This window comes from Roseivirga sp. AWQ4_251 (genome assembly GCF_056158225.1).
The window spans coordinates 65,893-90,755 of the sequence record NZ_JBSWSW010000002.1 but is presented as its reverse complement, the minus strand read 5'-3'; the positions used below and the strand labels follow the sequence as shown (position 1 = coordinate 90,755).

General features: G+C 40.3%; 27 protein-coding genes and 1 tRNA gene. 17 read left to right on the top strand and 11 right to left on the bottom strand.

All coding sequences use genetic code 11. From position 1 onward, the window contains the following. The first annotated feature begins 18 nt into the window (after positions 1–18). The 5 genes from ACXACJ_RS14425 (at position 19) to ACXACJ_RS14405 (ending at position 4,998) form a co-directional block, all read left to right on the top strand. Positions 19–735 carry a tetratricopeptide repeat protein gene (locus ACXACJ_RS14425; protein WP_475135169.1) on the top strand — a complete coding sequence of 239 codons (717 nt, stop codon included), beginning with the start codon at positions 19–21 and terminating at the stop codon, positions 733–735. Beyond that, entirely contained in the window at positions 735–1,694 is a 960-nt protein-coding gene (locus ACXACJ_RS14420; RefSeq protein WP_475135168.1) for an L-threonylcarbamoyladenylate synthase, read from the top strand. The genes ACXACJ_RS14425 and ACXACJ_RS14420 overlap by 1 nt, the downstream gene beginning before the upstream one ends. A 13-nt stretch (positions 1,695–1,707) precedes the next feature. Then, complete coding sequence (locus tag ACXACJ_RS14415) at positions 1,708–2,895, top strand: phosphoglycerate kinase (RefSeq protein ID WP_475135167.1); 1,188 nt, start codon at positions 1,708–1,710, stop codon at positions 2,893–2,895. 124 nt (positions 2,896–3,019) lie between these two features. Then, positions 3,020–4,162, top strand: coding sequence for a methionine aminotransferase (locus ACXACJ_RS14410; RefSeq protein WP_475135166.1), 1,143 nt, complete (start codon positions 3,020–3,022; stop codon positions 4,160–4,162). Positions 4,163–4,218: 56 nt separating this feature from the next. Further along, positions 4,219–4,998, top strand: a complete 780-nt coding sequence (locus tag ACXACJ_RS14405; protein ID WP_475135165.1) for an amidohydrolase — start codon at positions 4,219–4,221, stop codon at positions 4,996–4,998. Positions 4,999–5,006: 8 nt separating this feature from the next. On the opposite strand, the gene ACXACJ_RS14400 is transcribed toward ACXACJ_RS14405, so the two are convergent. From ACXACJ_RS14400 to ACXACJ_RS14390, 3 genes are all read right to left on the bottom strand, one after another. Further along, positions 5,007–6,107, bottom strand: coding sequence for a serine hydrolase domain-containing protein (locus ACXACJ_RS14400; RefSeq protein WP_475135164.1), 1,101 nt, complete (start codon positions 6,105–6,107; stop codon positions 5,007–5,009). Between the two features lie 89 nt (positions 6,108–6,196). Further along, positions 6,197–6,592, bottom strand: a complete 396-nt coding sequence (locus ACXACJ_RS14395) for a hypothetical protein (RefSeq protein ID WP_475135163.1) — start codon at positions 6,590–6,592, stop codon at positions 6,197–6,199. Beyond that, positions 6,589–8,724 (bottom strand): T9SS type A sorting domain-containing protein, encoded by a 2,136-nt coding sequence (locus tag ACXACJ_RS14390; RefSeq protein ID WP_475135162.1) that lies wholly within the window; start codon positions 8,722–8,724, stop codon positions 6,589–6,591. Before ACXACJ_RS14390 ends, ACXACJ_RS14395 begins: the two co-directional genes overlap by 4 nt. Before the next feature lie 160 nt (positions 8,725–8,884). On the opposite strand from ACXACJ_RS14390, the gene ACXACJ_RS14385 reads away from it, so the two are divergent. Next, on the top strand, positions 8,885–10,174 hold the full coding sequence (locus tag ACXACJ_RS14385; protein WP_475135161.1) for a UDP-N-acetylmuramoyl-tripeptide--D-alanyl-D-alanine ligase: 1,290 nt from the start codon (positions 8,885–8,887) through the stop codon (positions 10,172–10,174). 125 nt (positions 10,175–10,299) lie between these two features. Here the strand turns inward: ACXACJ_RS14385 and ACXACJ_RS14380 are convergent, their stop codons facing one another. From ACXACJ_RS14380 to ACXACJ_RS14365, 4 genes are all read right to left on the bottom strand, one after another. Beyond that, entirely contained in the window at positions 10,300–11,241 is a 942-nt protein-coding gene (locus ACXACJ_RS14380) for a FecR family protein (protein ID WP_475135160.1), read from the bottom strand. A gap of 103 nt (positions 11,242–11,344) precedes the next feature. Beyond that, entirely contained in the window at positions 11,345–13,987 is a 2,643-nt protein-coding gene (locus ACXACJ_RS14375; RefSeq protein ID WP_475135159.1) for a TonB-dependent receptor, read from the bottom strand. Positions 13,988–14,031: 44 nt separating this feature from the next. After that, positions 14,032–14,940: a FecR family protein gene (locus ACXACJ_RS14370; RefSeq protein ID WP_475135158.1), complete on the bottom strand. Its 909-nt coding sequence runs from the start codon at positions 14,938–14,940 to the stop codon at positions 14,032–14,034. Between the two features lie 10 nt (positions 14,941–14,950). Next, a complete protein-coding gene (locus ACXACJ_RS14365) occupies positions 14,951–15,442 on the bottom strand; it encodes an RNA polymerase sigma-70 factor (protein WP_475135157.1) in 492 nt (163 codons plus the stop codon). Positions 15,443–15,649: 207 nt separating this feature from the next. On the opposite strand from ACXACJ_RS14365, the gene ACXACJ_RS14360 reads away from it, so the two are divergent. The 6 genes from ACXACJ_RS14360 to ACXACJ_RS14335 all read left to right on the top strand — a co-directional run bounded on the left by ACXACJ_RS14360 (position 15,650) and on the right by ACXACJ_RS14335 (position 17,993). Further along, a tRNA-Val gene (locus ACXACJ_RS14360) sits at positions 15,650–15,724 on the top strand. A gap of 37 nt (positions 15,725–15,761) precedes the next feature. After that, positions 15,762–16,046: a GIY-YIG nuclease family protein gene (locus ACXACJ_RS14355; RefSeq protein WP_475135156.1), complete on the top strand. Its 285-nt coding sequence runs from the start codon at positions 15,762–15,764 to the stop codon at positions 16,044–16,046. 77 nt (positions 16,047–16,123) lie between these two features. Next, positions 16,124–16,408, top strand: coding sequence for a GIY-YIG nuclease family protein (locus ACXACJ_RS14350; RefSeq protein WP_475135155.1), 285 nt, complete (start codon positions 16,124–16,126; stop codon positions 16,406–16,408). A gap of 77 nt (positions 16,409–16,485) precedes the next feature. Then, positions 16,486–16,770, top strand: coding sequence for a GIY-YIG nuclease family protein (locus ACXACJ_RS14345; protein ID WP_475135154.1), 285 nt, complete (start codon positions 16,486–16,488; stop codon positions 16,768–16,770). A gap of 142 nt (positions 16,771–16,912) precedes the next feature. Beyond that, a complete protein-coding gene (locus ACXACJ_RS14340; RefSeq protein WP_475135153.1) occupies positions 16,913–17,392 on the top strand; it encodes a thiol-disulfide oxidoreductase DCC family protein in 480 nt (159 codons plus the stop codon). Positions 17,393–17,396: 4 nt separating this feature from the next. After that, the gene (locus ACXACJ_RS14335; RefSeq protein ID WP_475135152.1) at positions 17,397–17,993 is read left to right on the top strand and encodes a DedA family protein; all 597 of its coding nucleotides are present in this window, start codon (positions 17,397–17,399) and stop codon (positions 17,991–17,993) included. A gap of 2 nt (positions 17,994–17,995) precedes the next feature. On the opposite strand, the gene ACXACJ_RS14330 is transcribed toward ACXACJ_RS14335, so the two are convergent. From ACXACJ_RS14330 to ACXACJ_RS14320, 3 genes are all read right to left on the bottom strand, one after another. Further along, complete coding sequence (locus tag ACXACJ_RS14330; protein ID WP_475135151.1) at positions 17,996–18,469, bottom strand: MgtC/SapB family protein; 474 nt, start codon at positions 18,467–18,469, stop codon at positions 17,996–17,998. 78 nt (positions 18,470–18,547) lie between these two features. Continuing rightward, complete coding sequence (locus tag ACXACJ_RS14325) at positions 18,548–19,516, bottom strand: MBL fold metallo-hydrolase (protein WP_475135150.1); 969 nt, start codon at positions 19,514–19,516, stop codon at positions 18,548–18,550. Position 19,517: 1 nt separating this feature from the next. Next, positions 19,518–19,691: a hypothetical protein gene (locus ACXACJ_RS14320; RefSeq protein ID WP_475135149.1), complete on the bottom strand. Its 174-nt coding sequence runs from the start codon at positions 19,689–19,691 to the stop codon at positions 19,518–19,520. Positions 19,692–19,823: 132 nt separating this feature from the next. On the opposite strand from ACXACJ_RS14320, the gene ACXACJ_RS14315 reads away from it, so the two are divergent. From ACXACJ_RS14315 to ACXACJ_RS14295, 5 genes are all read left to right on the top strand, one after another. Then, the gene (locus ACXACJ_RS14315) at positions 19,824–20,390 is read left to right on the top strand and encodes an RNA polymerase sigma factor (protein WP_475135148.1); all 567 of its coding nucleotides are present in this window, start codon (positions 19,824–19,826) and stop codon (positions 20,388–20,390) included. 25 nt (positions 20,391–20,415) lie between these two features. After that, positions 20,416–21,288: a DUF4097 family beta strand repeat-containing protein gene (locus ACXACJ_RS14310; protein ID WP_475135147.1), complete on the top strand. Its 873-nt coding sequence runs from the start codon at positions 20,416–20,418 to the stop codon at positions 21,286–21,288. Positions 21,289–21,296: 8 nt separating this feature from the next. Continuing rightward, positions 21,297–22,091: a HEAT repeat domain-containing protein gene (locus ACXACJ_RS14305; protein ID WP_475135146.1), complete on the top strand. Its 795-nt coding sequence runs from the start codon at positions 21,297–21,299 to the stop codon at positions 22,089–22,091. A 22-nt stretch (positions 22,092–22,113) separates the two neighbouring features. Continuing rightward, positions 22,114–23,070, top strand: coding sequence for a DUF4097 family beta strand repeat-containing protein (locus ACXACJ_RS14300; RefSeq protein WP_475135145.1), 957 nt, complete (start codon positions 22,114–22,116; stop codon positions 23,068–23,070). A 133-nt stretch (positions 23,071–23,203) separates the two neighbouring features. After that, positions 23,204–23,827 (top strand): hypothetical protein, encoded by a 624-nt coding sequence (locus ACXACJ_RS14295; protein ID WP_475135144.1) that lies wholly within the window; start codon positions 23,204–23,206, stop codon positions 23,825–23,827. Between the two features lie 32 nt (positions 23,828–23,859). Here ACXACJ_RS14295 and ACXACJ_RS14290 read toward each other — a convergent pair whose 3' ends face one another. Further along, entirely contained in the window at positions 23,860–24,798 is a 939-nt protein-coding gene (locus ACXACJ_RS14290) for a carbon-nitrogen hydrolase family protein (RefSeq protein WP_475135143.1), read from the bottom strand. Positions 24,799–24,863: the final 65 nt, after the last annotated feature.

The window sequence follows — 24,863 nt, the reverse complement described above, 5'->3', positions numbered from 1 at the left end:
GCCGACTAATTCGAGAATATGAAGTTATTTCTGAAAACCTCACTTTGCCTTTTGGTATTCGTTTTTTCTGTGTCGTGTAGCAAAAGCGAAGAAGAATTAGTGGAGGAAGGCCGTAACTTAATGGCTGATGAATCTTATGCCGAAGCCATTAAGAGTTTCAACAAAGCTTTAGAAAAGAACCCTGAAAACTACATTGCACTGAATGCAAAGGGAGTTGCCTTATTAAGAATTGGTCAGTTGGAAGAGTCAGTTGTGGCTTTTCGCGAAGCCATTAAAATAGACAGTACCGACTACCGTGCTTACTATAATCTTTCCAACACCAAACGACTTCTTTCTGATGATGTAGGGGCCATTCAAGATTTGGACAAGGCCATCAATTTAAAGCCAAACGAGCCAGATTTGTACATCAATCGCGGGGCTATTCTTTTTAAATATGGCGAATTCGATAGGGCACTTTTCGATTTTGAGTTCGCATTAAGACTTGACGATTCCAATGCACTAGTGTATTTGAATAAGGGAAAAGCCGAATTGAGAACCAACAATCCTGACGATGCTATGTTCGATTTTGGCAAAGCCTTAGAATTAAATCCAGAGTATGGCGAAGCCTACTATTGGATGGGATTGGGCGAATTGGCTAGAGAGAACGTTACCGATGGCTGCCAATATTTAAAGCAAGCTGAAGCGCTTTCTTTTGAAGGGGCAAGCGAAGCTATAAGTCAAAACTGTTTGCAATAATGGCTCAGATTGGGCAAGATATCGCGCTAGCCAAATCCATTTTGGAAGAAGGGAAATTGGTAGCCATTCCTACAGAAACCGTATATGGTTTAGCGGGAAATGCATTGAATGCAGAAGCGGTTACTTCAATTTTCAGCACTAAGAATAGACCTGCTTTCGATCCTCTCATTGTTCATGTGGATAGCATTGAGCGTATCAGCGAATTTGCTCACGATATTCCTGAAAAGGCCATTCAGTTAACCAAAGTGTTTTGGCCTGGTCCGCTTACTATACTGTTGAAAAGAAAGTCTGTTATTCCTGATTTGGTGACTTCTGGCCTAGAAACAGTTGCGGTTCGCATGCCTCGCCATGAATTAACAAGGCAGCTTTTGAGTACTCTTAATTTCCCTCTGGCTGCCCCAAGTGCAAATCCTTTCGGTTATGTCAGCCCTACAACGGCTCAGCACGTAAATCAGCAATTGGGTGAAAAAATCGAATATATTCTTGATGGCGGGCCTTGCGATGTAGGTGTAGAATCTACGATTGTGAGCTTTGAAAGTGAGAAACCAACTGTGCTTCGTTTGGGCGGTTTAACTGTGGAGCAGATTGAAGAAGTTATTGGAGAGGTGAATGTTAATTCGCATTCTTCTTCTCAACCTCAAGCTCCAGGGATGTTAAAAAGCCATTATTCTCCAGGCAAGAAAATGCTTTCGTTAGAAGAATTTAATGCCATGGAAAATCCCGAAACAGAAGGATTGGGCTACTTAGGTTACAGCCAATGGGACGATAGATTCGAAAAGGCAAATCAACTTTTATTATCCGAAAATGAAGATTTAGCCGAAGCCGCGAAAAATTTGTTTGCTGGCTTGCGGGCATTGGATCAAAATCCTCATATTCACACCTTAGTGATAAGTCAGGTGCCCAACGTTGGTTTGGGGCGGGCTATAAATGATAGGCTCAAACGAGCCATCGCAAAATAAAAACCATTTAACTATGAAAAACATTACCGATTTCGACTTTACTGGTAAACGCGCACTGATCAGGGTTGACTTCAATGTTCCCTTGAACGACAAATTTGAAATCACTGATGATACACGAATTAAGGCTGCAGTACCTACAATTCAATATATTTTGGACAATGGGGGTTCGGTGGTACTTATGTCTCATTTGGGTCGTCCAAAGTCAGGCCCCGAGCATAAATTTTCGTTAGAGCACCTTGTGCCTCATTTGAGCGAAGTTTTCGATCGCCAAGTTCTTTTTGGTGACGATTGTATTGGTGCTCAAGCCAAAGAAATTTCTTCTACACTTAAGCCTGGCCAGATTCTTCTTTTAGAAAATTTGAGATTCTATGATGAAGAAACCAAAGGCGATGTAGACTTTGCCAAGTCTTTAGCGGATCACGGAGATATCTATATCAACGATGCTTTCGGAACGGCCCACAGAGCACATGCTTCTACTTCTATTATTGCTCAGTTCTTTAGCGATAAAGGTTGTGGTTATGTAATGCAAGCTGAATTGGAAAATGCTCAGAAGGTTTTAGATAAGTCAGAAAAGCCTTTCACTGCCATTATGGGAGGAGCTAAAATTTCTGATAAGATATTAATCATTGAAAGATTGCTTGAGAAAGTGGATAACCTAATTATTGGAGGAGGAATGTCTTACACTTTCTTTAAAGCCATGGGAGGTAATATCGGTAATTCACTTTTGGAAGAAGATAAACTAGGTTTGGCCAATGAGCTTATTAAAAAGGCTAAAGAATTGGGCGTAAACCTAATGTTGCCAATCGATTCTGTAATTGCAGATGCATTTAGCAACGATGCTAACACCCAAATTAGCATGAACAATGCCATTCCTGATGGTTGGATGGGCTTGGATATCGGGCCACAAGCAGCTCAAGTTTTCTCTGATGCTGTTAAGGATTCAAAAACCATTCTATGGAACGGCCCTATGGGCGTTTTTGAAATGGAGAACTTTGCTGCTGGAACAAAAGTGGTAGCCGAAGCAATTGTGGAAGCGACTAAGAATGGTGCATTCTCTCTGATTGGTGGAGGCGATTCTGCTGCAGCAGTGAATACACTAGGCTATGGCGAAGACGTTTCTTACGTTTCTACAGGTGGTGGAGCCCTTCTTGAATATATGGAAGGTAAAGAGTTGCCAGGTGTAGCCGCTTTGGAAGCTTAAAAGATACGGAACAATACCAAAAGAAAAGCCACTGTGTACCAGTGGCTTTTCTCGTTTCATGGGGAATGGCCGAATGTCATCGTAGAATTTGTCAAAACCATTGCCTCCTCTTAACTTCCCACTTATGAGCATTCAAACTAAGCTTCCAAAAGTAGGGACCAATATCTTCAGCATTATGTCAAAAATGGCCAAGGATCATAATGCTTTGAACATGTCTCAAGGTTTTCCTGATTTTCCCGTTTCCGAAGAATTGATCGAAGGAGTTTATCATTATATGAAAGCTGGCTTTAATCAATATCCGCCCATGACGGGAATGCCGCAGTTGAGGGAGCGAATCGCTGCAAAAACACAATTGACTTACGGTTATCGACCAGATGTGGAAACCGAAATTACAGTCACGTCAGGAGCAATTGAAGCCATAAATTCTACGATTACGGCATTGATTAATACGGGAGATGAGGTAATCATTATGGATCCAGCTTACGATGCTTATGAGCCCATAATCAATGCAAATGGAGGAAGTGCAATCCCTGTTTCGTTGCTTCAGCCTAATTATTCCATCGATTGGCAAAAAGTAAAAGATAAGATCAATGCGAAAACCAGAATGATCATTATCAACTCGCCTCATAACCCCACTGGAGCGATGATTACCGAAGATGATCTTTCGATTTTGGCCGAAATCACCCGTGATTCCAATATTCTGATACTTTCGGATGAGGTTTATGAGCACATCACTTTTGATAACCGAGCGCATCAGTCGGTTTTGAAGTACGAAGAGTTAAGAAAAAGGTCAATTGCGACTTCTTCTTTTGGGAAAACTTTTCATGCTACGGGTTGGAGAATTGGCTATTGTATAGCACCAGAATCGCTTACCACCGAGATCAGAAAAGTTCATCAGTATATGGCCTTTACAGCTCATACCCCAAGTCAAATGGCCATTGCTGATTATTTGGAAAAACCAGAGCACTATATGAATTTGGGTTCATTTTATCAGCAGAAGCGTGATTTGTTTTTAGAACTGATCAAAAACTCGCGCTTTCAAGCTATCCCAACCCAGGGTTCGTATTTTCAATTGTTGAATTATAAGAATATTTCGAATCAACCTGATTTGGAAATGGCGGAATGGCTTGCCAAAGAAAAAGGAATCGCTTCTATTCCGATTTCGGGCTTTTATGATTCCAAAGAAGATAATAAAATGCTCCGTTTTTGCTTCGCGAAAAGCGAGGAGACACTGAGAAAAGCTGCCGATATCTTGTGTTCTATATAGTTATGTTTTTGATCAATTCCCTAGCAACCCTTGTTCTTCTCCCATAACTTAGGTTTATGCAAAACTTACGAATTTCCTTGGTTCAAAGTAACATCCACTGGCACGAGATCGGGGCGAACCTCGCCATGTTCGAAGAGAAAATCTGGCCACTCAAGGGTAAGACTGACATTGTCGTTTTACCGGAGATGTTTCAGACAGGTTTTTCTATGAAACATACTGATTTAGCTGAACCCATGAATTTCACCACTTTTAAATGGATGAGGCAAATGGCGATTCAGTTGGGTGCTGTAATTACGGGCTCCTTTATGGTGAAAGAAGAAGGGAAAGTCTTCAATCGACTGATTTGGATGCAGCCTGACGGGCACTGGTGGAAATACGATAAACGACATCTTTTCCGAATGGCCGATGAACATGCTCACTTTGACTTCGGAACGGAAAGGCTGATCGTAGAATGGAAGGGCTGGGAAATCTGTCCAATGGTTTGTTATGATCTTCGTTTTCCGGTTTGGGCTCGAAATAGAAATCTGGAATATGATGTTTTGCTTTATGTTGCCAATTGGCCAGCAGTTCGTGTTACCGCTTGGGATGCGCTTTTGAAGGCTCGGGCTATAGAAAATGTGTGTTATTCGGTTGGTCTAAACAGAGTTGAATCGGACGGGATGGGAATAGATTATAATGGACATTCTGCTGTTTATTCACCAAAAGGAGAAGCGCTTGCGTTTTCGGAAAAGGAAGAAATTCTTCAAGTAACCTTAAGCAAATCTCAACTAGAAGATTTCAGAGAGAAATTCCCCGCACATTTGGACGCTGATGATTTTGAACTAAAGGCTGATTAGAGCCGAGTTTAGTCCAACTTGATAATGTCTTTCAGCAATTTGTGAGCTGTGGCGCTAAGTAACGTAGGCGTCTTCAAATCACTTTGATTGACAATGATTGAAATGCCCAAATTGTATTTTGGGTAAATGTATATCCAATTCTGGGTTCCCGTGGTGGCTCCGTGATGATTGTAAGATGTGCCGTATTTATCTTGAGCGATACGCCAAAAGTAGCCGAGCATAAGTGTGTTGCTCTCCTTATACAATTCTCTGTGGGCTTCTTTTATGATCGGATCATCAGCTTTTAAATTGAACTCAATAAACTTCATAAGGTCGGGCATGGTAGATTTTAAGCCACCTGCTGTTCCCCATAATGAATTTACTTGGTTAGGGGAAAGCCAATCATTTTGGAGCCAATAGCCCTGAGCCAAGTTTTCTTTTTGTTCAGAATTCAGTTGAATAGCCGTGTTGTTCATCCCAAGTTTATTCAAGAAATTTTCCGTCAAAAGTTCGTCAATTGACTGTTGGTAAACGGAGGTTAAAATGTGTCCAATTAGCTCAGCTCCAGCGTTTGAATAGCTGTATATTGTTCCGGGAGAAGTTGTGATATTTACTTTGTGAAGCCGCTGCAAGAATTGCTCTTTGTCAGTTTGATGTTCGATTTCCAAAACTTGTTTTGGAGCTTCTGGCTTCAGTTCTTGGAAAACTTTGGCCATCTCATCGGACATAAATGGCGGAAACCCAGCAGTATGAGTAAGTAGATGTTTTATGGTGATGGGAGCACCTTGGAATTCTAAATTTGGGTATTCCTGTTCGAGATAAATGCGGACATCATCATCCAGATTTATTCTTTTTTCTAAAACGGCTTTTGCAACCAAATAACCAGTGAATGTTTTTGTGACTGAAGCGATTTCGTAAAGGGTATTGTTGTCCGGGGCGTTCTTGTGCCCTTTTTCTAACTCTCCAAAATGCTGAATGTAGGTTTTGCCGTCTTTGTAAATTCCAATAGAAACAGAGCCTATGTTGCTTTTTAGAAGAGATTTAGCCCTCTTTTCAATAATTTGATCAATTTTCTGGGCATGTAAAACGGAATGAAAAAGTACACTCAGGAAGACTAAAAAATATTTCATGTTATTCACATTTTTTACAAAGCGAATATTGACCAAAAATTGTTCCAAGCTTAGGTTGTTGTTTGCTTAAAGTCAGAAGGTTAACTTTTTTAGTTTCCTTTTAGAAAATCCTTAATCTGAAAGGTTAGTTCTTCGAGGTTTTGATTTAACAACACCTTCTTTTTAGAAGAAGCTACCATTTTTTCTATCCATTTATTTTCTCCTTTCAGAATGATGAGAGAAGCGAGTGTCTGATTTCTGATTACTTTTTCGATAAGCGATGCACATTTGCTTGGGCTTTCATTTTCAAAAGGCTCCAGAAGTAAAATGACTTTCTTTGCTTGCTTCAAAAACTCAAGACCTTGTTGAATGATAAATCCTTCGGAGTGATTGTCTGCTTCAAAAAAAACAGCTTCCGGAAATTCATGCTTTAAGTCTTCAGCCCATTTACTAGTGAAGTCGATTTCGTTCAAAGGCTTAATTTGTAAATGAATGAAAAGTATCATTTCTGAATGATTATTCTTTTGGAAGTAGGGGAGTTGGAGCCATTAAAAACACGAATAATGTAAACTCCGTTGGCTAGGTTCTCTGTGGAAATTTCCTTGGTTACTCCACTTTCGATGGGAATGTTCTGATAGATTTTTTGACCCGTAACGGTATACATTTCGAGCGTTGCATTGCTGTCGGTTCGTAAGAAAAGGCGCGAAGAGGTTGGGTTCGGAAATAAAGTGAGTTCGATGGAGCGACCACCGCCAACGGGTGAGTCAGAACTTTGATTACGAAGAATCTGAATTCCGCCTCGGTTATTACCTACAAGAATGGCAGGCTTCCCTTCTCCAAAAATGTCACCCGTAGTGATAAACGAAATTTGGCTGAGCCTCGTAGTTTGAAGGTCTTCCGAAAGTGAATTTACAAGAATTGAAGTCGAGATATTTGTAGGGCTGAAGTTCTCGGAAATTGAACCTGTATAGATTTTCAATTCACCCGAAACATCAATTTTAATAAGCTCATCTTGTCCGTCATTATTTAAGTCTGCAATGGTAGAAGATGGGGTTCGCGTAGTGAAGTCCGTAGTGATTCCCGCAAAGCCCTGAATCTCTTCTGTGAAACTGAAATCTCCTTGATTCAAAAAGAGGTTTACATCTCCCAATCGCTTGCTGATGATCAAGTCAAGTTGATCGTCTTTATCAACATCGTAGAAAAAGACATTGTCATTTTCGTGTAAGTTGAATGCAATTTGAGAAGGAGCACCAAATGTGAAATCTCCATTATTTAACCTGTATTCAATAGTAGAAGTGTTTCCTTGATCAGTCGCCTGAATAATAAAATCAAGGTTTCCATCTCCATCGATATCCACAAATTGAGGCTTGAGATTTCGTTTGTTGAGAGATTTTAGATTGGCAAAATCACGATCAATGAGTTCGAAGGCTGGGGAAAATCTACCGCCTGTATTTTCGAAGAGATAAATCGATCCAACAAAACTGCCATTTTCAGAAACTCCTTTCGTGCCGATAAACAGATCTAAATCTCCGTCATTATCAAAATCGGCCAAGGCAGGATGAACGTCTTCGCCTAAATCGAGCATTTCATGCTGAAAAAAGGGTGTTGAATTTCCTTCAAAATCAGGTGAAGCATTGGAGCCATTGTTCGTGTAAACTTTAGTAGTCGAGTTAAAATCTACTTGGTTAAGCAAGTTATTATCAGCATTCGATGAAATAACAAGGTCTTTCAACCCGTCAAAATTGATGTCCAATAAAAAGGCCGAAGGAAACAGATAAAAACCCGCAGGGTTTGTTGACGGATAACTGATAAAAGAAGTCATTTTAGCTTCTTCTTTTGTGCCTTCGTTCGTCATAAAATACAGCGTTTCACAGAATTCATCTGAAGTAATAAGGTCTAAATCACCATCATTATCAGCATCAAAAACGGTGATGGTTTTTCCTCCCGCATGTTCTTCAAGGTTGGGGCTATTGGTGTTGCTTGGGGCAATTCTCAGGTTGGCTGTGCCAGTGCCAACAGAAGCGCAAGTATTGTCTCCATAAGCAAAGGAGTTACAAGTGCATTCTGCGAAGTCACCCCACTTTCTGTTTTTCCGTGTAAAAGTTAAATCTCCGCAACTTCCCGTGCCTTCGTAATAGTCGATGGTACTGGCGGTTGAAAATCGATAAGCTAGTAAATCAAGTAAACCGTCTCCGTCAACATCAGCAATGCCAGGAATGTCGGAAGCATTGACCTGAATATTCACGCCAGTTTCAAATCTCAAATAATCTATTGCCGATTTCCATTCTGGAATATTGCCGGTGGTTATATTTTCATACACAGTAATGCCTTGAGGCACGCTCGTGAAAATATCTTTTTTACCATCACAATTGTAGTCGGCAAACACCATCCAACTCACAATGGGAGGAAAAAAGGATTTGTATTCAGGAGCCCAAACGTATTGGTTTTCTATTGCCAAATAAGTGCTTAACTCTCCCGACATTCTATTCAAAACTACCAAGTCATCTTGTCCATCGTTGTTTAAATCGAAGGCTAAAAACTGAGCAGAATTGATTCCTCCTTCCCAAGCGCGCGATAAATTTTCACCATCTATTTTGAGAGAAATGCTGGAATCATATTGGAATGCAAATTGACCCATAGCGCTTAGGGTCAAAGAAAGAAGAAGAAAAGTAAAAGTGAATCGCATAAAATTGTCGACTGCAAATGTAAAGATTTAAGCGAATGCTAGTTTGTTAACGGCTTGTCATCTTAATCTGTATTATCTTGTCCATCAATTTGAACATTAGCAAAGTCTTAGAATGAACATTCAATCATTACACGAAAAGTTTCTTGCTTCTTCGGGCGTATGTACCGATACGCGAATCATCAAAGAGAAGAATATGTTTTTTGCATTGAAGGGGCCAAATTTCAATGCAAATAAACTGGCTGCCCAAGCATTAGAGAAAGGAGCTTCTTTTGCCGTAATCGATGATGAGGCTTATAACTTGGATGGCAGATGCGTGTTGGTTGAAGATGTTTTGCAAACTCTTCAAGCTTTAGCAAACTACCACAGAAAGCAATTTGAAATCCCTGTTTTGGCGATAACAGGTTCAAACGGAAAGACCACAACAAAGGAATTAACGAGAAATGTGCTGGCCACAAAATTCAAAGTTTTAGCGACCAAAGGAAACTTGAATAATCATATTGGCGTGCCTCTGACTTTATTAGGCTTGAATGCTGATACAGAATTGGCCATTATAGAAATGGGCGCAAATCATGTAGGTGAAATTGCTGCGTTGTGTAAAATTGCAGAGCCCACTCATGGTTTGATTACCAATATTGGCAAGGCTCATTTAGAAGGGTTTGGAGGAATAGAAGGTGTTATCCGAGGGAAGACGGAATTGTATCATTGGTTAATCACACATTCGGGGACAATCTTTGTCAATTCACGAAGCGAGATTCTTTCAAACATTGCAGAGAAAAGAATAGAGGCTCCCGTTTTCTATCCTGAATCTGGTGATTTCTTAGAATTGAAATTGGTAGAGGCAAAACCCAATATCACGTTCAAAAATGCTGACGGAAAACAAACCACAACCACATTAAGCGGTATTTACAATTTCGAAAATATGGCTGCGGCTTTATGTGTAGGGAAGTATTTTGAAGTGGATATGGCAAAAGCTGAAGCTGAAATTGCTGCTTATACGCCAGATAATAATCGTTCGCAGGTTATACAACACAGCGGAAATACAGTGATTATGGATGCATATAATGCCAATCCAACCTCGATGAAAGCTGCTTTGGAGAATTTGAATGCATTAGAGGCTGAACACAAGGTGGCCATTTTAGGCGACATGCTAGAACTAGGTGCTGAGAGCGAAGCAGAACATGCTCAAATTGGAAAACAAACCGCTGATATGGATTTAGAAACCGTTATTTTTTGTGGGCCACATATGAGTGCAGCGGCAGCTTCAAATACAAGTGCGCTTTACTTTGAAGACAAATCCAACTTGAATGATTTTTTGATGAGTACGAACTGGAGAGGAAAAACAATTTTGCTTAAAGGTTCCCGAGGAATGGGGCTAGAAAGTTTGTTAAATCATATTGGCTAAAAATGAAATGAGGAACGGCACCACCCGTTCCTCAACCTCAACCTAAGAAACTGGTGACCAGAACTGCTTAACCTTCTGATTCTGTTGCCACCGTTTTATCTTCAGAGCACTGTTAAACCGTCTGTTTATTGAGCATCTGGATTCTTAATTGTTACTTTCTGATCTTTTATTTCAAAAGAAAGACCAATAGGCTTACAAGCTAACTGTAAAGCTTCTGTCAGGTTTTTACTATTGAAATATGTTGTGTAAGGTCTGTCTTCGAAATTGCTAGTATCAAACTCAACTTCAACATTGAACTGCCTTTTGAGTTCTTCTAAAACCTCACTAAACATTACACTTTCGAAATAGAATTCCCCAGTTCTCCACTGGTCTATTTCTGATAAATTGACCTCATATGGACCTTCGAAATTATTTTGAGTTTTTAACCTTACCGCCATTCCTGGCGTGATATCTACAAATTGATTGTTTGGAGAAGTAACCCTGACCTTACCGGTTTTACACGCTACATAAAGCTCATTTCTTGCCTTAACGTTAAAACTGGTACCTAATACCGAAACATTACCCAATAAGGTTTGTACCGTGAAATCACTTCCCTTTTTAACTTCGAAAAAGGCTTCTCCTTTAAGTTTTACTTCGCGACTTTCATTCCAGCTGGTTTCTGAAAAAGAAACCTCTGATTCCGCATTCATGTAAACAATGGAGCTATCAGGCAAATACACCGATTGAAATTCAGCCGTTGCTGTTTCAATGGTTTTCATCTGATTGGCTTTTTGATTTAATATGAAGAAAGCGCCAATGGCTAAAGCGAGTGATGCCGCAATGCTAACCCAATATTTTCTGTAAAGAGGAATTGTAGGCGTGTTTTTCTCTTCAATCTTCTCCAAAATTGAATCCCATGCATGATTTGATTTTTGAGAAGAAGGGATTACAAAATCAGAAGAAAGGAGCAATGCTTTTTGAAAGGCGGATTCCGTTTTGCCTTCCATTTTGGTTAGAAATTCTTCAGAAGAGATTTCTCCCTTTGCCCAAAGATTTTCTAATTCTGTATTTCCGCTCTTTTCCTGCATTTGGTGTTAGTACACACATTGATTGCTTTACCCTACTGATGGAAGGTGGAAATTGGCTGAACTGTGGTTTTTCCCAAAATAGGAATAGAACTTAAGGTCTATTTTAGAAGTAGAGATTGAAGAAAATTGAAGGAGTGAAATCTAGAAGAACGATGTTTCTATACAATTCTTGAGGCTCTTCTCCATTGCTGATTGCGTGCTCAATGGAATTGACATTCAGTCTTTTGCTTTGAATGTTCATGTGGTTGTACACATTCAAAATAGAAAGACCGATTTCTCCTTTAGCTTTCTCGTTTTCAAATTTTAGAGCACCTGATAAGTCGAGCCTGTGATAGGCTGGAAGCCTTTCGATGGTTTTGTTCTGGTTCAGGATTTCGTAGTTAATTACAGTGCCTGAATTGTCTCTTATGAAATTGATTTCTGGGCGATAAAACGGTTTTCCGCTTCCATAGAGAAAAGTAGCCGAGAAGTTAAACTTCGGAAGTTCAAAAATATGAACGAATTTAACTTCATGTCTTTGATCCAAACGAGAAGGAATAATCTCGCCTTGGTTGATATTTTCATACTGACTTTTCGCCTTTCCGTAGGTGTAAGACAGCCAACCTTGGTAAGGGCCAATTCTCTTTTGAACCAGGAAATCAACTCCTCGGATTTTATCTTCTCCTCTAGAGGCAATCACTACAGGTTGCGTATCTCCAGCCTGATTTGGGTTGGCCAAATGCAAAACGGTGAGCTCGACCAAGCCCGTTACATTTTTCTGATATAGCTCCATATCCAGCATCCAGCCATTTTTAGAGAAGTTCAAGCCGCCAATCCAATGATTCGAATTTAAAGCGCCTAACAGGTGATCATCGGCTAAATTCCATCCGTCCTGCAAGTTTGAACGTGGGTCATCGTAATATACCTGCTGAGCAAGCTGGAAATATTCCCCATTCGATAGTTTGAACTGAAGTGACGGACTGATTTGGTATGAAAGTCCCAATCTTCTTCCAAAATAGTTTTGCTGAGTTAAGTCAGTAAGCGTATATCTGAAACCATAATTGAGCTTTAGTTTTTCGGAAGCTGAATATTCATCCGAAGCATAAAAAGCCAATATATTACCCTTTTGCTCTCTACTTTCGGTAGGGTTTTGCGGTGTTTCGTCTATTAAAACGTCATTGGTGGTTTTGATAGAGGAAAGATTAAATCCAAAATCGAATTTATGTTTTCCTACAAGAAATTCGTTTCTGAAGTTGGTCTGGAAATCACCTACTTTATTATATCTTTCAGAACTATAAGTTCGGGTAACATCTCCATTCTCGTTTCGGTTTTCACTCAAAAACAAGTAGTCGAAATTATGGCCTGAATAAGCGAATTGAAGGCTCGAATAATACCTGCTGTTCCAATGGCGCGACCACGTTCCTCCAATGCCTGTATTGCCCCAATCCGCATGCTCGTCCGTTTTTTCGGTAGAAACAATGGTGTTGTTGTCTCTTCGGATTTGGTCAAAGCTGGTCGTTAATTCGTCCTTGCCTCTGTAGAGCGAAAAACTCAAGAAATCTTTATCTGTGACTTTGTAAGAAGCTTTTAGGTTAAGGTCGTAAAAATGGAAATCGGGCCTTAGAAAATCATTGTTGTCACTTCCCGGTTGTGTGTTCAGTTGGTTCGAATTGTCTCTGTAATTCTTGTAGAGTTCTTCAAACAAGTTACTTCTGATAATGTCTGTGTAGGCTCTTCTTATGCTGAAATGAATGGCTCCTTTCCCTTTATTCAGAGGTGCATTTACACTGCCTCTGGCACTTAGTAGGTTTGCTCCCAGTGAGAATGAGGGTTCGTTGTAATTCCCGGTTTTCCCCGTAATGTCTACCACTCCTGAGATTCGGCCTCCATATTTGGCTCCAAATCCGCCTTTGTAAACTCTGATATCACGAACGGCATCGGGATTAATGGCGCTAAACACACCAAAAAAATGGTCGAGCCTATAAATGGTAAAACCATCGAAGAGAATCAGGTTGTGGTTTGATGGGCTGTTTCTTATCGTTAAAGCCGAAGAGGTTTCATCTGTACCGCCTATGCCAGGCAATAGCTGAAGTGATCGGAAAATGTCTAACTCGCCTAAACTCGGAAGGGCATAGAGATTGGCAGGGTTAATCGAAATCTGACTCAGTTCATCTCCGTAACTGATGGTGTTGTTGTCTCGGGCATTCAAAACGGTAAATTCAGCCAGGTTTACAGTGCTTTCCGCCATGGAGATTTCCAGTGTGCCCTTACTTTTTACGGGGTTCAGTTTTGTGTAATTTCTCTTATAGCCCAAATAGGAAACTTCAATGGTAGATGTGTCCGTGGGTACTTTTGGAAGGGAAAAATAACCGTCTTTATTGGTTAAAACGCCTTGGGTAGAACCGGCCACGCGCACCACTGCATTAGGTAGCATTTCTCCAGTTCGTGCGTCCATCACCATGCCAATAACTGTTAAGTCGAAAAGGCTCGGTTTGCCTAAATCTATATTCAGGTTTCCTGGGGTCAGAATTACCTTTCCGTTTAAAACTTGATAAGAAATTCCTTTTGAGGGAAGAACTTCATCTAAGAATTCAGATAAACTCTGGTTTGTATGTTTTCCTGTTAAGGTAATGCCAGTTACGAGTGCGTCATCATATGCGATTTTTACATCGTATTTGTTTTTTAAAAGCCGGATTACCTTGGAAAGCGGAGTGTTTTTGAAGTCCTCATTGATGGAAATATCAGGCAACTCTTGCGCGTTCAGCAAGAGTCCTTGAAGCAGGCATATGAGAACGCATAGGATTTTTCGCACTATTGAACGCTTACTTGGCGATTGTTTATTTCGAAGTTAAGACCCATAGGGACAAAAACCAATTGTAATGCCTCGCTAAGGTTAGTCTTATTGAAAAAACCGCTGTAATAACGTTCGGTAACATCCGTTTGTGCATCGATTGTAATGCCAAATTGTCTTTCTAATTCTTTGATTACTTGCGAAAGAGGGGTGGAGTCGAAATAGAATTCTCCATTCATCCAAGAGGCCGCGTGATCGGTGTTGAATTCTGAAACTAGTAAGTTCTTTTCTATGGTGCCTTTGGCTTTAAATAACTCAACTTTTTGACCTGGGGTAAGAATCACTTCTTTGTCTTGATGCTTCACGCGAACCTGTCCAGTAACGCAAGCAACTTCAAAATGATCGGGCCTTGAGAAAACGTTGAAAGAAGTGCCCAAAACTTCAACAGTTCCCTGAATAGTGATTACTGAAAAACGGCTTCCCTTTTCAACTTCAAAAAATGCTTCGCCAGTAAGGTTAATATTTCGGTTGTTTTCCCAATTGCTTTCGATATAACTGATTTTGCTGCTCGCGTTAAGGGTTACTTTGGAGCCATCGGGTAGACTTTGAGCCAATGTTTGACTTCTCAGTGTTTTGAAATTGGCAACCGTGACTCTCTGAAAAAGGCCGAAATATCCGATCATAAACATAGCTGCAATGCCTACAGCCCAAAGAATAATATTTTGAGGTTTGATGGAGTGTTGTACGGGTTCCTTGATTTGGCTCTCTGCTTCGATTTTATTCAAAATGCTGTGCCACGCCTCATCTTTGCTCTTCGATTGAGGAGTTGCCAAATCTGCGCTTAACCTTAGTACGTTTTCTAATTCTTCCTTTTCGAAATCAGAGACGTTCTTGCTCAGCCAATCCGTTATAAGTCTGTCGTTCTTCACCCGAGAATTGTTAAATTTTATACTTCACATTTTCTCTCAAATAAGATAATGCCCCGTGCATTCTTTTTTCTACAGCTTTTACGCTTAGGTCCAGTCGCTCGGCAATTTCCTTATAAGTTAAATCGTCAATCCGATTCATTAAAAACACTTCGCGCTGTTTTTCGGGCATTGCCCCAATGGTGGCTTCTAGGTGTTTTTTAAATTCTTTTTCTTCCAAAGAATATTGAGGCGATTGTTCATTGTTCTGGTCTTTGCTTTTTTCGGCAAAAGTCAGAACCACTTTATCGTGCCTCAACTTGTTCAACAACATGTTGTTGGCTATGGTATAGAGGTAGCTTTTTACGGTGTCTTGCAAAATTTCATCTCTCTTATCCCAGAGTTTCATAAATACATCTTGAGCCAAATCTTCAGCTAAATCAACATCTCCCGACTTGTAGTAGAGAAAATTCTTGATAGGTGAATGGTATTGATCAAATATATCTTTAAACTCAACTAGGGTCATTTGCAGAGCACCTTTTTATAAGGCGTTGTAAGATACGTAAAATAAGCTTTGAAAGCCTTTAATAGGTGTTTTTTGAAATGATGAAAAAAATATTCAATTTATTTACGGTTAGTGTTTGCATATATAAAAACCTATACTACCTTTGCAATCCCAATCGCAAGCAGCTCACCGAAAAAGACGGTAAAACTGCTGGAAAATGCGACAAAAGGGCGCTTAGCTCAGTTGGTTCAGAGCACCTCGTTTACACCGAGGGGGTCGGGGGTTCGAATCCCTCAGCGCCCACAAAGGCAATCAGAAATGGTTGCCTTTTTTTGTTTCTATGCATTTGGTCTACATTCTATATTCTCCTTCAAAAGATAAGTACTACGTTGGCGAAACTGCTCATTTGGATGGACGCTTGGTACAGCACAATTCTGGTTATTACAAAAATGCGAGCACTAAGGTTGCCACGGATTGGGAGGTTTTTCTTTCTGTGAATTGCAATGATAGAGATGAAGCTTTAAGGCTTGAGAAATTCATAAAGAAACAGAAAAGCAGGAAGTTTATTGAAAAGTTGAAGAATGAAGAAGGTGTTCTGGCTTCTGTTCTTGAAAAGGTAAGATAGGGGCGGGGTTCGCTCCGAAGCTTCGGAGCCTCAGCGCCCACAAAGGCAATCAGAAATGGTTGCCTTTTTTTGTTTCTATGCATTTGGTCTACATTCTATATTCTCCTTCAAAAGATAGGTACTACGTTGGCGAAACTGCTCATTTGGATAGGCGCTTGGCACAGCACAATTCCGGCCATTACAAAAATGCGAGTACTAAGGTTGCCACGGATTGGGAGGTTTTTCTTTCTGTGAATTGCAATGATAGAGATGAAGCTTTAAGACTTGAGAAATTCATAAAGAAACAGAAAAGCAGGAAGTTTATTGAAAAGTTGAAGAATGAAGAAGGTGTTCTGATTTCTGTTCTTGAAAAGGTAAGATAGGGTCGGGGTTCGCTCCGAAGCTTCGGAGCCTCAGCGCCCACAAAGGCAATCAGAAATGGTTGCCTTTTTTTGTTTCTATGCATTTGGTCTACATTCTATATTCTCCTTCAAAAGATAGGTACTACGTTGGCGAAACCGCTCATTTGGATGGGCGCTTGGCACAGCACAATTCTGGTTATTACAAAAATGCGAGCACTAAGGTTGCCACGGATTGGGAGGTTTTTCTTTCTGTGAATTGCAATGATAGAGATGAAGCTTTAAGGCTTGAGAAATTCATAAAGAAACAGAAAAGCAGGAGGTTTATTGAAAAGTTGAAGAAAGAAAAGGGTGTACTGGCATCTGTTCTTGAAAAGATAAAATAGGGTCGGGGTTCGCTCCGAAGCTTCGGAGCCTCAGCGCCCACAAAGGCAATCAGAAATGGTTGCCTTTTTTTGTTTCTATGCATTTGGTAGAAATTCTCTTCTCCGTTGAAAACATCTCTAAATATAGAGGGTTGACTGTCTAATGTTTAGAAAATTTGAAAAGACGGCCTATGCACCAAAGTCGCCCATTTTTATTTGGGATGGGGATTGCGGTTTTTGCAAATATTGGGTGTTAGTGCTCAAGCGTAGTTCTCACTTAAACTTTGAGCCTTATCAAGAGTTGTCCATCTTCTATCCAGATATTCCCGAGAAGGAATTCATGAAAGCTTCTCGTTTGATTGAACCCAGTGGAGAGGTTTTCAGTGGGCCAGATTCCGCGTATAAGGCCTTAACCTATCTAAAAAGCCCAATTCATTTTCTTCATCGCTGGTATGTTCGGTATGGCTTTTTCCGCAAGCTGAGTGACCGAGCTTATAGCTATGTGGCTAAACACCGGCCTTTTATGATGAAGTTGACGCTTGCTTTGTTTGGAAAAAATCCTGTTAACAGAAAGCCCTATTGGTTGGTTGTTCTTCTAAGTTTGATGGCTCTTGTAGCGGTAGCTGTTTGGGTGCTTATTTAATGCTATGAATGGAGAAAGTCTGATTGAATGGGGAGGGTTTGCTATCGTAATAGCAATGGTTTATGTAGAGACAGGCTTTTTGATTGGCCTTGTGGTGCCTGGTGGAGAAACACTTTTGTTTACCACAGGGCTTTTGGCTGCCACGGGTGTTTTCAATGTCTCAATTTGGTTAATTATTCCTGTTCTGGTTGCTGCGGCCATTGTGGGGGATGTCACGGGTTATTTTATAGGGAAAAAGCTTGGTGATAAGCTCCATCAGAAAAAGGATACTTGGTATTTTAAGCAACGATACTTAAAAAAGGCAGAAGATTTTTACAAAGAAAAAGGTGCATGGGCACTCATTCTAGGAAGGTTTTTGCCCATAGTAAGAACCATGAATCCGCTACTTTGTGGCACGGGAAAAGTAAAGTTTAAAACATTTATTTGGGCTGTTGTACTGGGAGTTGTGGCTTATGTCTCTAGCTTGGTTTTGGCTGGTTATTTCATAGGAAAGCAATTTCCTGAACTGAAAAATTACCTCAAATATGTTCTTCCTGCTTTGGTGATTGTGGTCCTAATTCCTGTGATACTGAAGTTCAGAAAAGAGAAAACTGAGGCTTAATATCATTCCACTATCTTTTCATCGTTATCGTTAATTTTGTTTTTGACTCCCCTAAATACATTGTTAATCAAAAGAATGATTAAGGTGATGCCAGCAGCTACAATGTAATTGTGCAAAGCCACAGCAATCCCAATTCCTAGGGAATAGAGTAGTGTGGCGGCAGTGGTAAGGCCTTTAATTTTTTCATCATCCCTTTTCAGAATAGTGCCTGCGCCAATAAAGCTTATGCCCACAACTAACGCTTGTAAAATTCTGATCGGATCTGAATCAACCGTTTCTTCCACATTGGCCTGTTGCATGAAATCTACTAAAGGAATGGAGAGTGATACGATGAGGCAGCCAAAACCACCTACAATCATATTCGTTCTTAGGCCAGCAGGCTTGTCCTTACTTTCGCGTTCATAGCCCACGAAACCACAGAGTATAGTGGCTATCATCACATCGATTAAGATGTTAAGTTCTTTAAATTCCGTCATGTTCTCTTTCCCTTAAATGCTTGAAAAGCATTGTTAAGAAGGAAAACTAGGAATTTGAGCCTTTGTTAAACTGAAACTTCAGAATTCAAAAACTTGCCCTTCACGAGCAATTTTGAAGCCCTCGTTTAGTACTTTTTTGTTTTCTGGGCTGGATTCAAAAATCAATGGATTGGTATGATTGAAATGAATAAAATGGACTTTCGCTTTATCTTCATCTGAAAGCGAACCAAATAAAGCCATACTTTCTTCTACAAAAGGATGAGGAATTTCGCTCATATCACGGCCCGGGATTTCCCCGTTTTGAAAAAAGGAAGCATCCAATAATGCAGCGTCTACCTGCTTTATTAAATCTGTAATACTCATTTGCCACTTCTCCCATTTATCGATGTCTGGAATGAAAAGAAGCTTCTTTTGATTCGCTTCAATAAGAAAACCAGCAGTTTCGGAGAACTCATCACGGTGAGGAACTTGAAGCGGAGTTACCGTAATTCTTTCATTAAGCTGAATAGCTTTTCCGTTTTCAATATCAGTGGGTTTAATATTGTTGAGCTCTACCAATTGGCTCCAAGGGCCGTTTTCTGTTAAAAAAGTTTTCAGTTTAGGCATGGTAAACACGGGCGTGTTTTGAGCGCCCATCACTTCTCTACCTAAATGCATTAAACCTGTATAATGCCCAATGTGCGCATGGCTAATGAAAATACCATCGTAAGGATAGTTCTTGGTGGTGGAAAACTGATCCATTTTATTCAACTGAATATTGAAGTCTGGAGTCGCCTCAAAAAGCCATCTTTGCTGGCTTTCTGGATCTACCAAGCCCAGAGAAACCACATGTTGTTGGCTGGCTTTTCCTGCTTTTACTAAATCCCATTCTTTCTTTTGGCCAGCTTGTGGATAGCCAGCATCTTGAGCAACGCCTAGCACCACCAAAAAAGGTTTGTCGGGCGGCAATTCGGTTGTTTCCTTCTTATGTGAACACGAAACCAAAAGGAATAAAAAAAGAGCCACAAAGGGCTCGATTCTTAAGGTTGAAGTTGGTGTTGTTTTCATATCAGCTGCCGCAGCCTACACAATCAAACGATGAATCCATTGGTTTAACTCCGTTCAGCTTCATTGTCAAGTTGTGAATTTTATCTTTAATATCCATGTCTTGAAACATGTCTCCGGTCAATTGTAATTTCAATTCTGAAATTTCTTGCTCAATACTTTCTTTAGTCATTTCCATGGTTGGGTTATGTTCGTTTGGTTCGGTAACGATGAATATAGCCTATCAGTTCATAAAAACAAAAAAGTGTAAATTGTGTGTAACCTTTCTCAAAAGCTTAGGTTTCCCCTACTGAATTCTTAAAACAGAGCATTGGATTCACTCTCAGACAACACATTAATGCTTCAGGTAAAGGAAGGGCAACTCGATAAATTGGGGCTGCTTTTCGAACGCTACCACAAGAATCTGTTCGGGTTCTTTTACAGGTTAACCCTTGATAAAGAGGCGAGTGAAGACCTTGTGCAATATGTTTTTCTGAGAATAATGAAGTACCGGCATACATACAATGGCGATGGAAAATTCAGCACTTGGATGTACCACATGGCCAGAAATCTTTTTACAGACCATTACAGAAAAAACAAGAAAATGGGCTACAAAGAAGATGTTTCAGTAACTGATCGGTATTTCAAAAATGAAGTCAATGCCGAGTTGACAAGAATTCAAAGTGAAGAAGTGGACCTGCTGCAGAAGGCCATGAATCAACTGCCTTTTGATAAAAAGGAAGTGCTGGTGCTGAGTAAATATCAGGAAATGAAATACAAAGACATTGCTGATTTACTGGGACTTACGGAAAGCGCTGTGAAGGTGCGGATTTTCCGGGCATTAAAAGATTTAAAGGCTACTTATGAAAAGTTAGAAGCTCAATCTTCTATCTATTAAAAAGGGAAACTCAAAAAAACTGAAAATGAAAGGTGTAAAATATTTATTGCTGGGTTTGCTCATGTGCTGCTCTGTTGTGGTGATGGGGCAAAACTCCGAAACCATAAAAAAGAGCTTTCAGGTAAGCCAACTCACACAAGAAATGTGGTTCTGCGCTTGCAATATTGAAGGTGATATCGATGTGGAAGCATATGATGGTAATACCATTGAAGTGGAAGTTACCAAGCGAATTTCTGCTAAGAATGATGCAGATGTTAAAAAGGGAATGGAAGATGTAACTGTAGATTTTACTGAGGGAGATGGCTTTGTAAGGGCGAGATTGGCAACGCCTTATAACCGTTATAGAGAAAAGGACGATCCTTTAGAATGTGGTTGGGATTGGCATCAAGAAGGCGAGCGCATAAAGTATAATTACCGATTGGATTTTAAGGTGAAGGTACCTCGCCAAATCAGTGTCAAAATTTCAACAGTGAATGAAAGTGATCTACGAGTGAAAGGAGTGAAGGGGCAAGTTTATGCAGGAAACGTGAATGGCGATGTAGACTTGATTGATATCTCGAACGACACTAAGGCCACTACGGTAAACGGAACGATTGAGGTAAACTATACGGCCATGCCGAAGGAGTTTGCGGAATTCAATACCGTAAACGGGAATATTGAAGTTACGGCTCCGGCCAATTCTAGCGCAGTTTATAGCTTCGAATCGCAGTGGGGTAAAATGTACAGCGATTTCGACTTCTCAGAAAAACTGGCACCTCAAATGACCAAAACAACCGATAGCCGAGGTGCTAAAATGTATAAAATCTCCAATGCCAATAGCTTTCAAGTAGGCAAAGGCGGTCCCGAAATCAGCATTAAAACACTGAATGGGGATGTGATGATCAAAAAAGGAAAATAATCAGAATCATGGAAGAGCATTATATGTCGCTTATCACGGAATATATGGATGGAACACTTTCTCCTGAAAGGGAAAAGGAATTTCAGAAGTATGTTGAAGAAGGGCATATTGACATGAAGGAAGTTGAAGACTTAATGGCCATGCAGTCTAATATGTTGGCTATCGAAACTCCCGAACCGTCACCAGCCCTTAGGGACTCATTCTATCAAAAACTAGGTGAAGAGCAAAAGAAGATAAATAGGCCAGAAAAGGTTTCGGTTTTGGATCGAATAAGCCAATGGTTTTTTGCGGAAGCTTTCGGGAGAGTGGCCTTTGGTGCGCTCATTCTTACAGTCGGTCTTTGGATTGGAAAGGGGGTCGGAGCCGACCCATATCAAGATCAGTTGAATGAGTTGAATGGCCAAGTGACAGAAATGCGCGAAATGATGATGGTGAGCATGCTGGAAAAAGAGTTGGTTACGGATAGGCTCAAGGGCGTTCAAATGTCTTCGGAACTCCCTTCTTCCAACCAAAAAGTAATTAACGCACTTTTTGTAACGCTCAATAAAGATCGAAGTACTAATGTGCGAATGGCGGCTTTAAATACTTTGGCTCAATACGCAGCAAATCCAGAGATCAGAGAAGGTTTGATCAACAGTATTTCTCATCAAGAATCACCGCTTATGCAGGTGGCTTTGGCCGAACTGATGGTGGAGCTGCAAGAGAAAAAAGCTATTGATGAATTCAAGCCCATTCTCGACAATGAATTTACACCTGAAGAGGTGAAAACAACGCTCCAAGCGAGCATAGATAAAATAATGTAATAGAACTCAGAAACAACTTATAATGAAAAGGTTAGCAATAGTATTTGTGGTGTTAGGGATTTCAAGCCAGATGTTGGTGGCGCAAAATCCAAAGATTAATGTAAATCCCGATTTGGAAGTATCGACCAATGTGAATGTCGATAAAATCATAGATTTGGCAGTTTCATCCATTTCTGAAACAGATTTCAGATTTGATTTCGACTTTGATTTCGGTGGTGATGATTATACTGAATATCAGCAGGAAGCACAAGAGTTGGAAATTCCATTAAGCAAGCCAGGAGAAAGAGGAAAACTAGAGATTGAATCTCACAATGGCGAAGTTAAAATCTCAGCTTATGCGGGAAATACCGTGAAGGTGAAAATGATTAAGTACGCCAAAAAGGTTGAGCGCGAAACAGGTAAAAACGGAATGAAGCTATTAAGCACGGGTGGTTTTTCAGTTCAGGCGGAAGAGTTCAATAACACCGTTCAGATTGAAAACGAAGGCTGGGGAAACCGCGTGGATTTCGAGATTCAAGTGCCAACTAATTTCGACATCAGTGCAGAAGCTTATAATAATGGCAACATCGAAATTTCAGGAGTGAACGGAGAGCTTAACGTTGAGAGTTATAATGGCCCCATCACGCTTAGCAATGTGAGTGGTTCGGCAAGTGCCAACACTTACAATGGTTCAGTTACGGTTTCATTTGCCAAAGTAACGCCAGATGCTCCTATGGTTTTTGGAACCTACAATGGTAATGTGGATTTGACGCTTCCAGCCGGCACAAAAATCTCGACTAAAATGAAAACCAACAGAGATATCTACACTGATTTTGAAGCCTTTAACTTGAAGAAAACAGCTCCTGTTACAGAGAAAAACACAGAAGGGAAAGGCTATAAAGTAAAGTATGAAAATTGGGTAGAAGGAGATTTAAATGGTGGAGGAGCCGAAGTGATGATGAAAACCCAAAACGGTAACATTTATATCAGAAAAGGCTAGGCCTTAGTGTAAGCATACTATTTTGAATCCTGTAGATTAATTATCTGCAGGATTTTTCTATTTTTGATCGCCTCATCAAATCGCTATCCATCGATTTTAATCTGCTATTTCTTTTAAACTAACGCGTTTTCATATGAAGAACTTGACCAAATACTTTTTAACCCTTGCGGTGGTTTGTTTTGCAACTTCTAACCTCTCTGCTCAAAATGCCGATGCCCTTGTCGCCAAATTGGTGAATAAATACGGTGAAGTACCTGCTTATAAAGTAGATGTTGAATACGAGGTGAATAATGACGATATGGGCTTCAGCAATACCCAAAATGGCGTTTTGGTTGTGCGTGGAGAACAGTATATCCTGAAATATGGCCCGAATGAAACTTGGATGAGCGATGGCAAAACTGAATATGTGGGCACTAAAGAAGAAGATCATTCTCAAATTCTTTTCTTCTGCCCAGGCGATAACACGGAAGCCATTGTTGATTATGGACACTTGCTGACCTTCTTTGGAACGGGACATTCAGCTACTTTAGTAGGCAATCAAATCAAATTGGTCCCTAATTCTGAAAAGGCATATACAGAACTTTTGATTTCTGTAGAAGGGGATAATATCACTTCAATTAAAGCGATGGATGAAATGGGGACATCTCATATTTTCCGCATCTCAAACTTCAGCACCAGCACGGCTGGCACTCAGTTTACCATCAATCAATCTGAATACGCGGAAAAAATTGATGAGCGTGATGACAGATGTAGGTAATCTTCTCAGAGAAAAGAATAAATGAAAGGCCTTTAAGCAGGCCTTTTTTTATTGACAGAAAAATCAAAAACATCGTGTCGTTGATAGTGCCCGGTTACATCTAGGGCTAGTTTTTCTTCGTAGCAGCGATTTAAATCTACCTCAGCTGTAAATATGTCTTCTACATCCCATTGCGGCTCTAAAATGTATTTGCCATCAGGGCCTACAATGCAACTGCCTCCATTTAGTAACATATGGTCTGGCTTATTTTGTAATTCCTCAGGTAGATTTAATTCTTCAGGAATGTCTCTTACTCTCATAATTTGCCCCACACCAACGGCAAAGCATCTGCCTTCAAAAGCATAAGATCGAGTAGCGATTTGCAGCATTTCATGCACTTTGGGCCAAACGGCAACATGAATGTGTTCCCCAGAATTGTGCATGGTTTGGCGTGTAAGTGGCATCCAGTGTTCCCAGCAAATCAGTCCGCCAATGCGCCCAAATGAAGTTTCGGCCGCTTTCAGTCCAGAGCCATCGCCTTGGCCGTAAATGAGCCGTTCTGTATGGGTGGGCATCAGTTTTCTATGATGATTGGCTAGCTCTCCTTTTTCGTTCCAAGTGAGTAATGAATTGTAAATAGTTCCATTTCCTGGGCCAGAACTCACTTTTTCGTTAATGCCCATTACTACAGCAACACCAAGTTGTTTAGCCCATTCGCCAATTTGTTTGACTTCTTTTCCGGTTGCTTCTAGGCTGTTGTGGTAGGTTTTAGCAAAAATCTGTTTGGTGGGTTGAAAGTCCCAGCGAGCGTATTCATCGCAATAGTCAAGCCATGCGGGGTAGCCTGTAAACCAGGTTTCTCCAAAAGTAATTAGTTCAGCACCTTTATTGGCTGCTTCTTTCAGAAGGCTTTCTACCTTTTCCATTGATTTTGAAACATTCAAATATTCAGGAGCCGCCTGAACTACGCCAATGGTTGTTTTACGATTCATATGCCGATATTAATTAATAATTGCTTGAAAACGGAGCCCTTAAATTCAATAGAAACAAAAAAGGT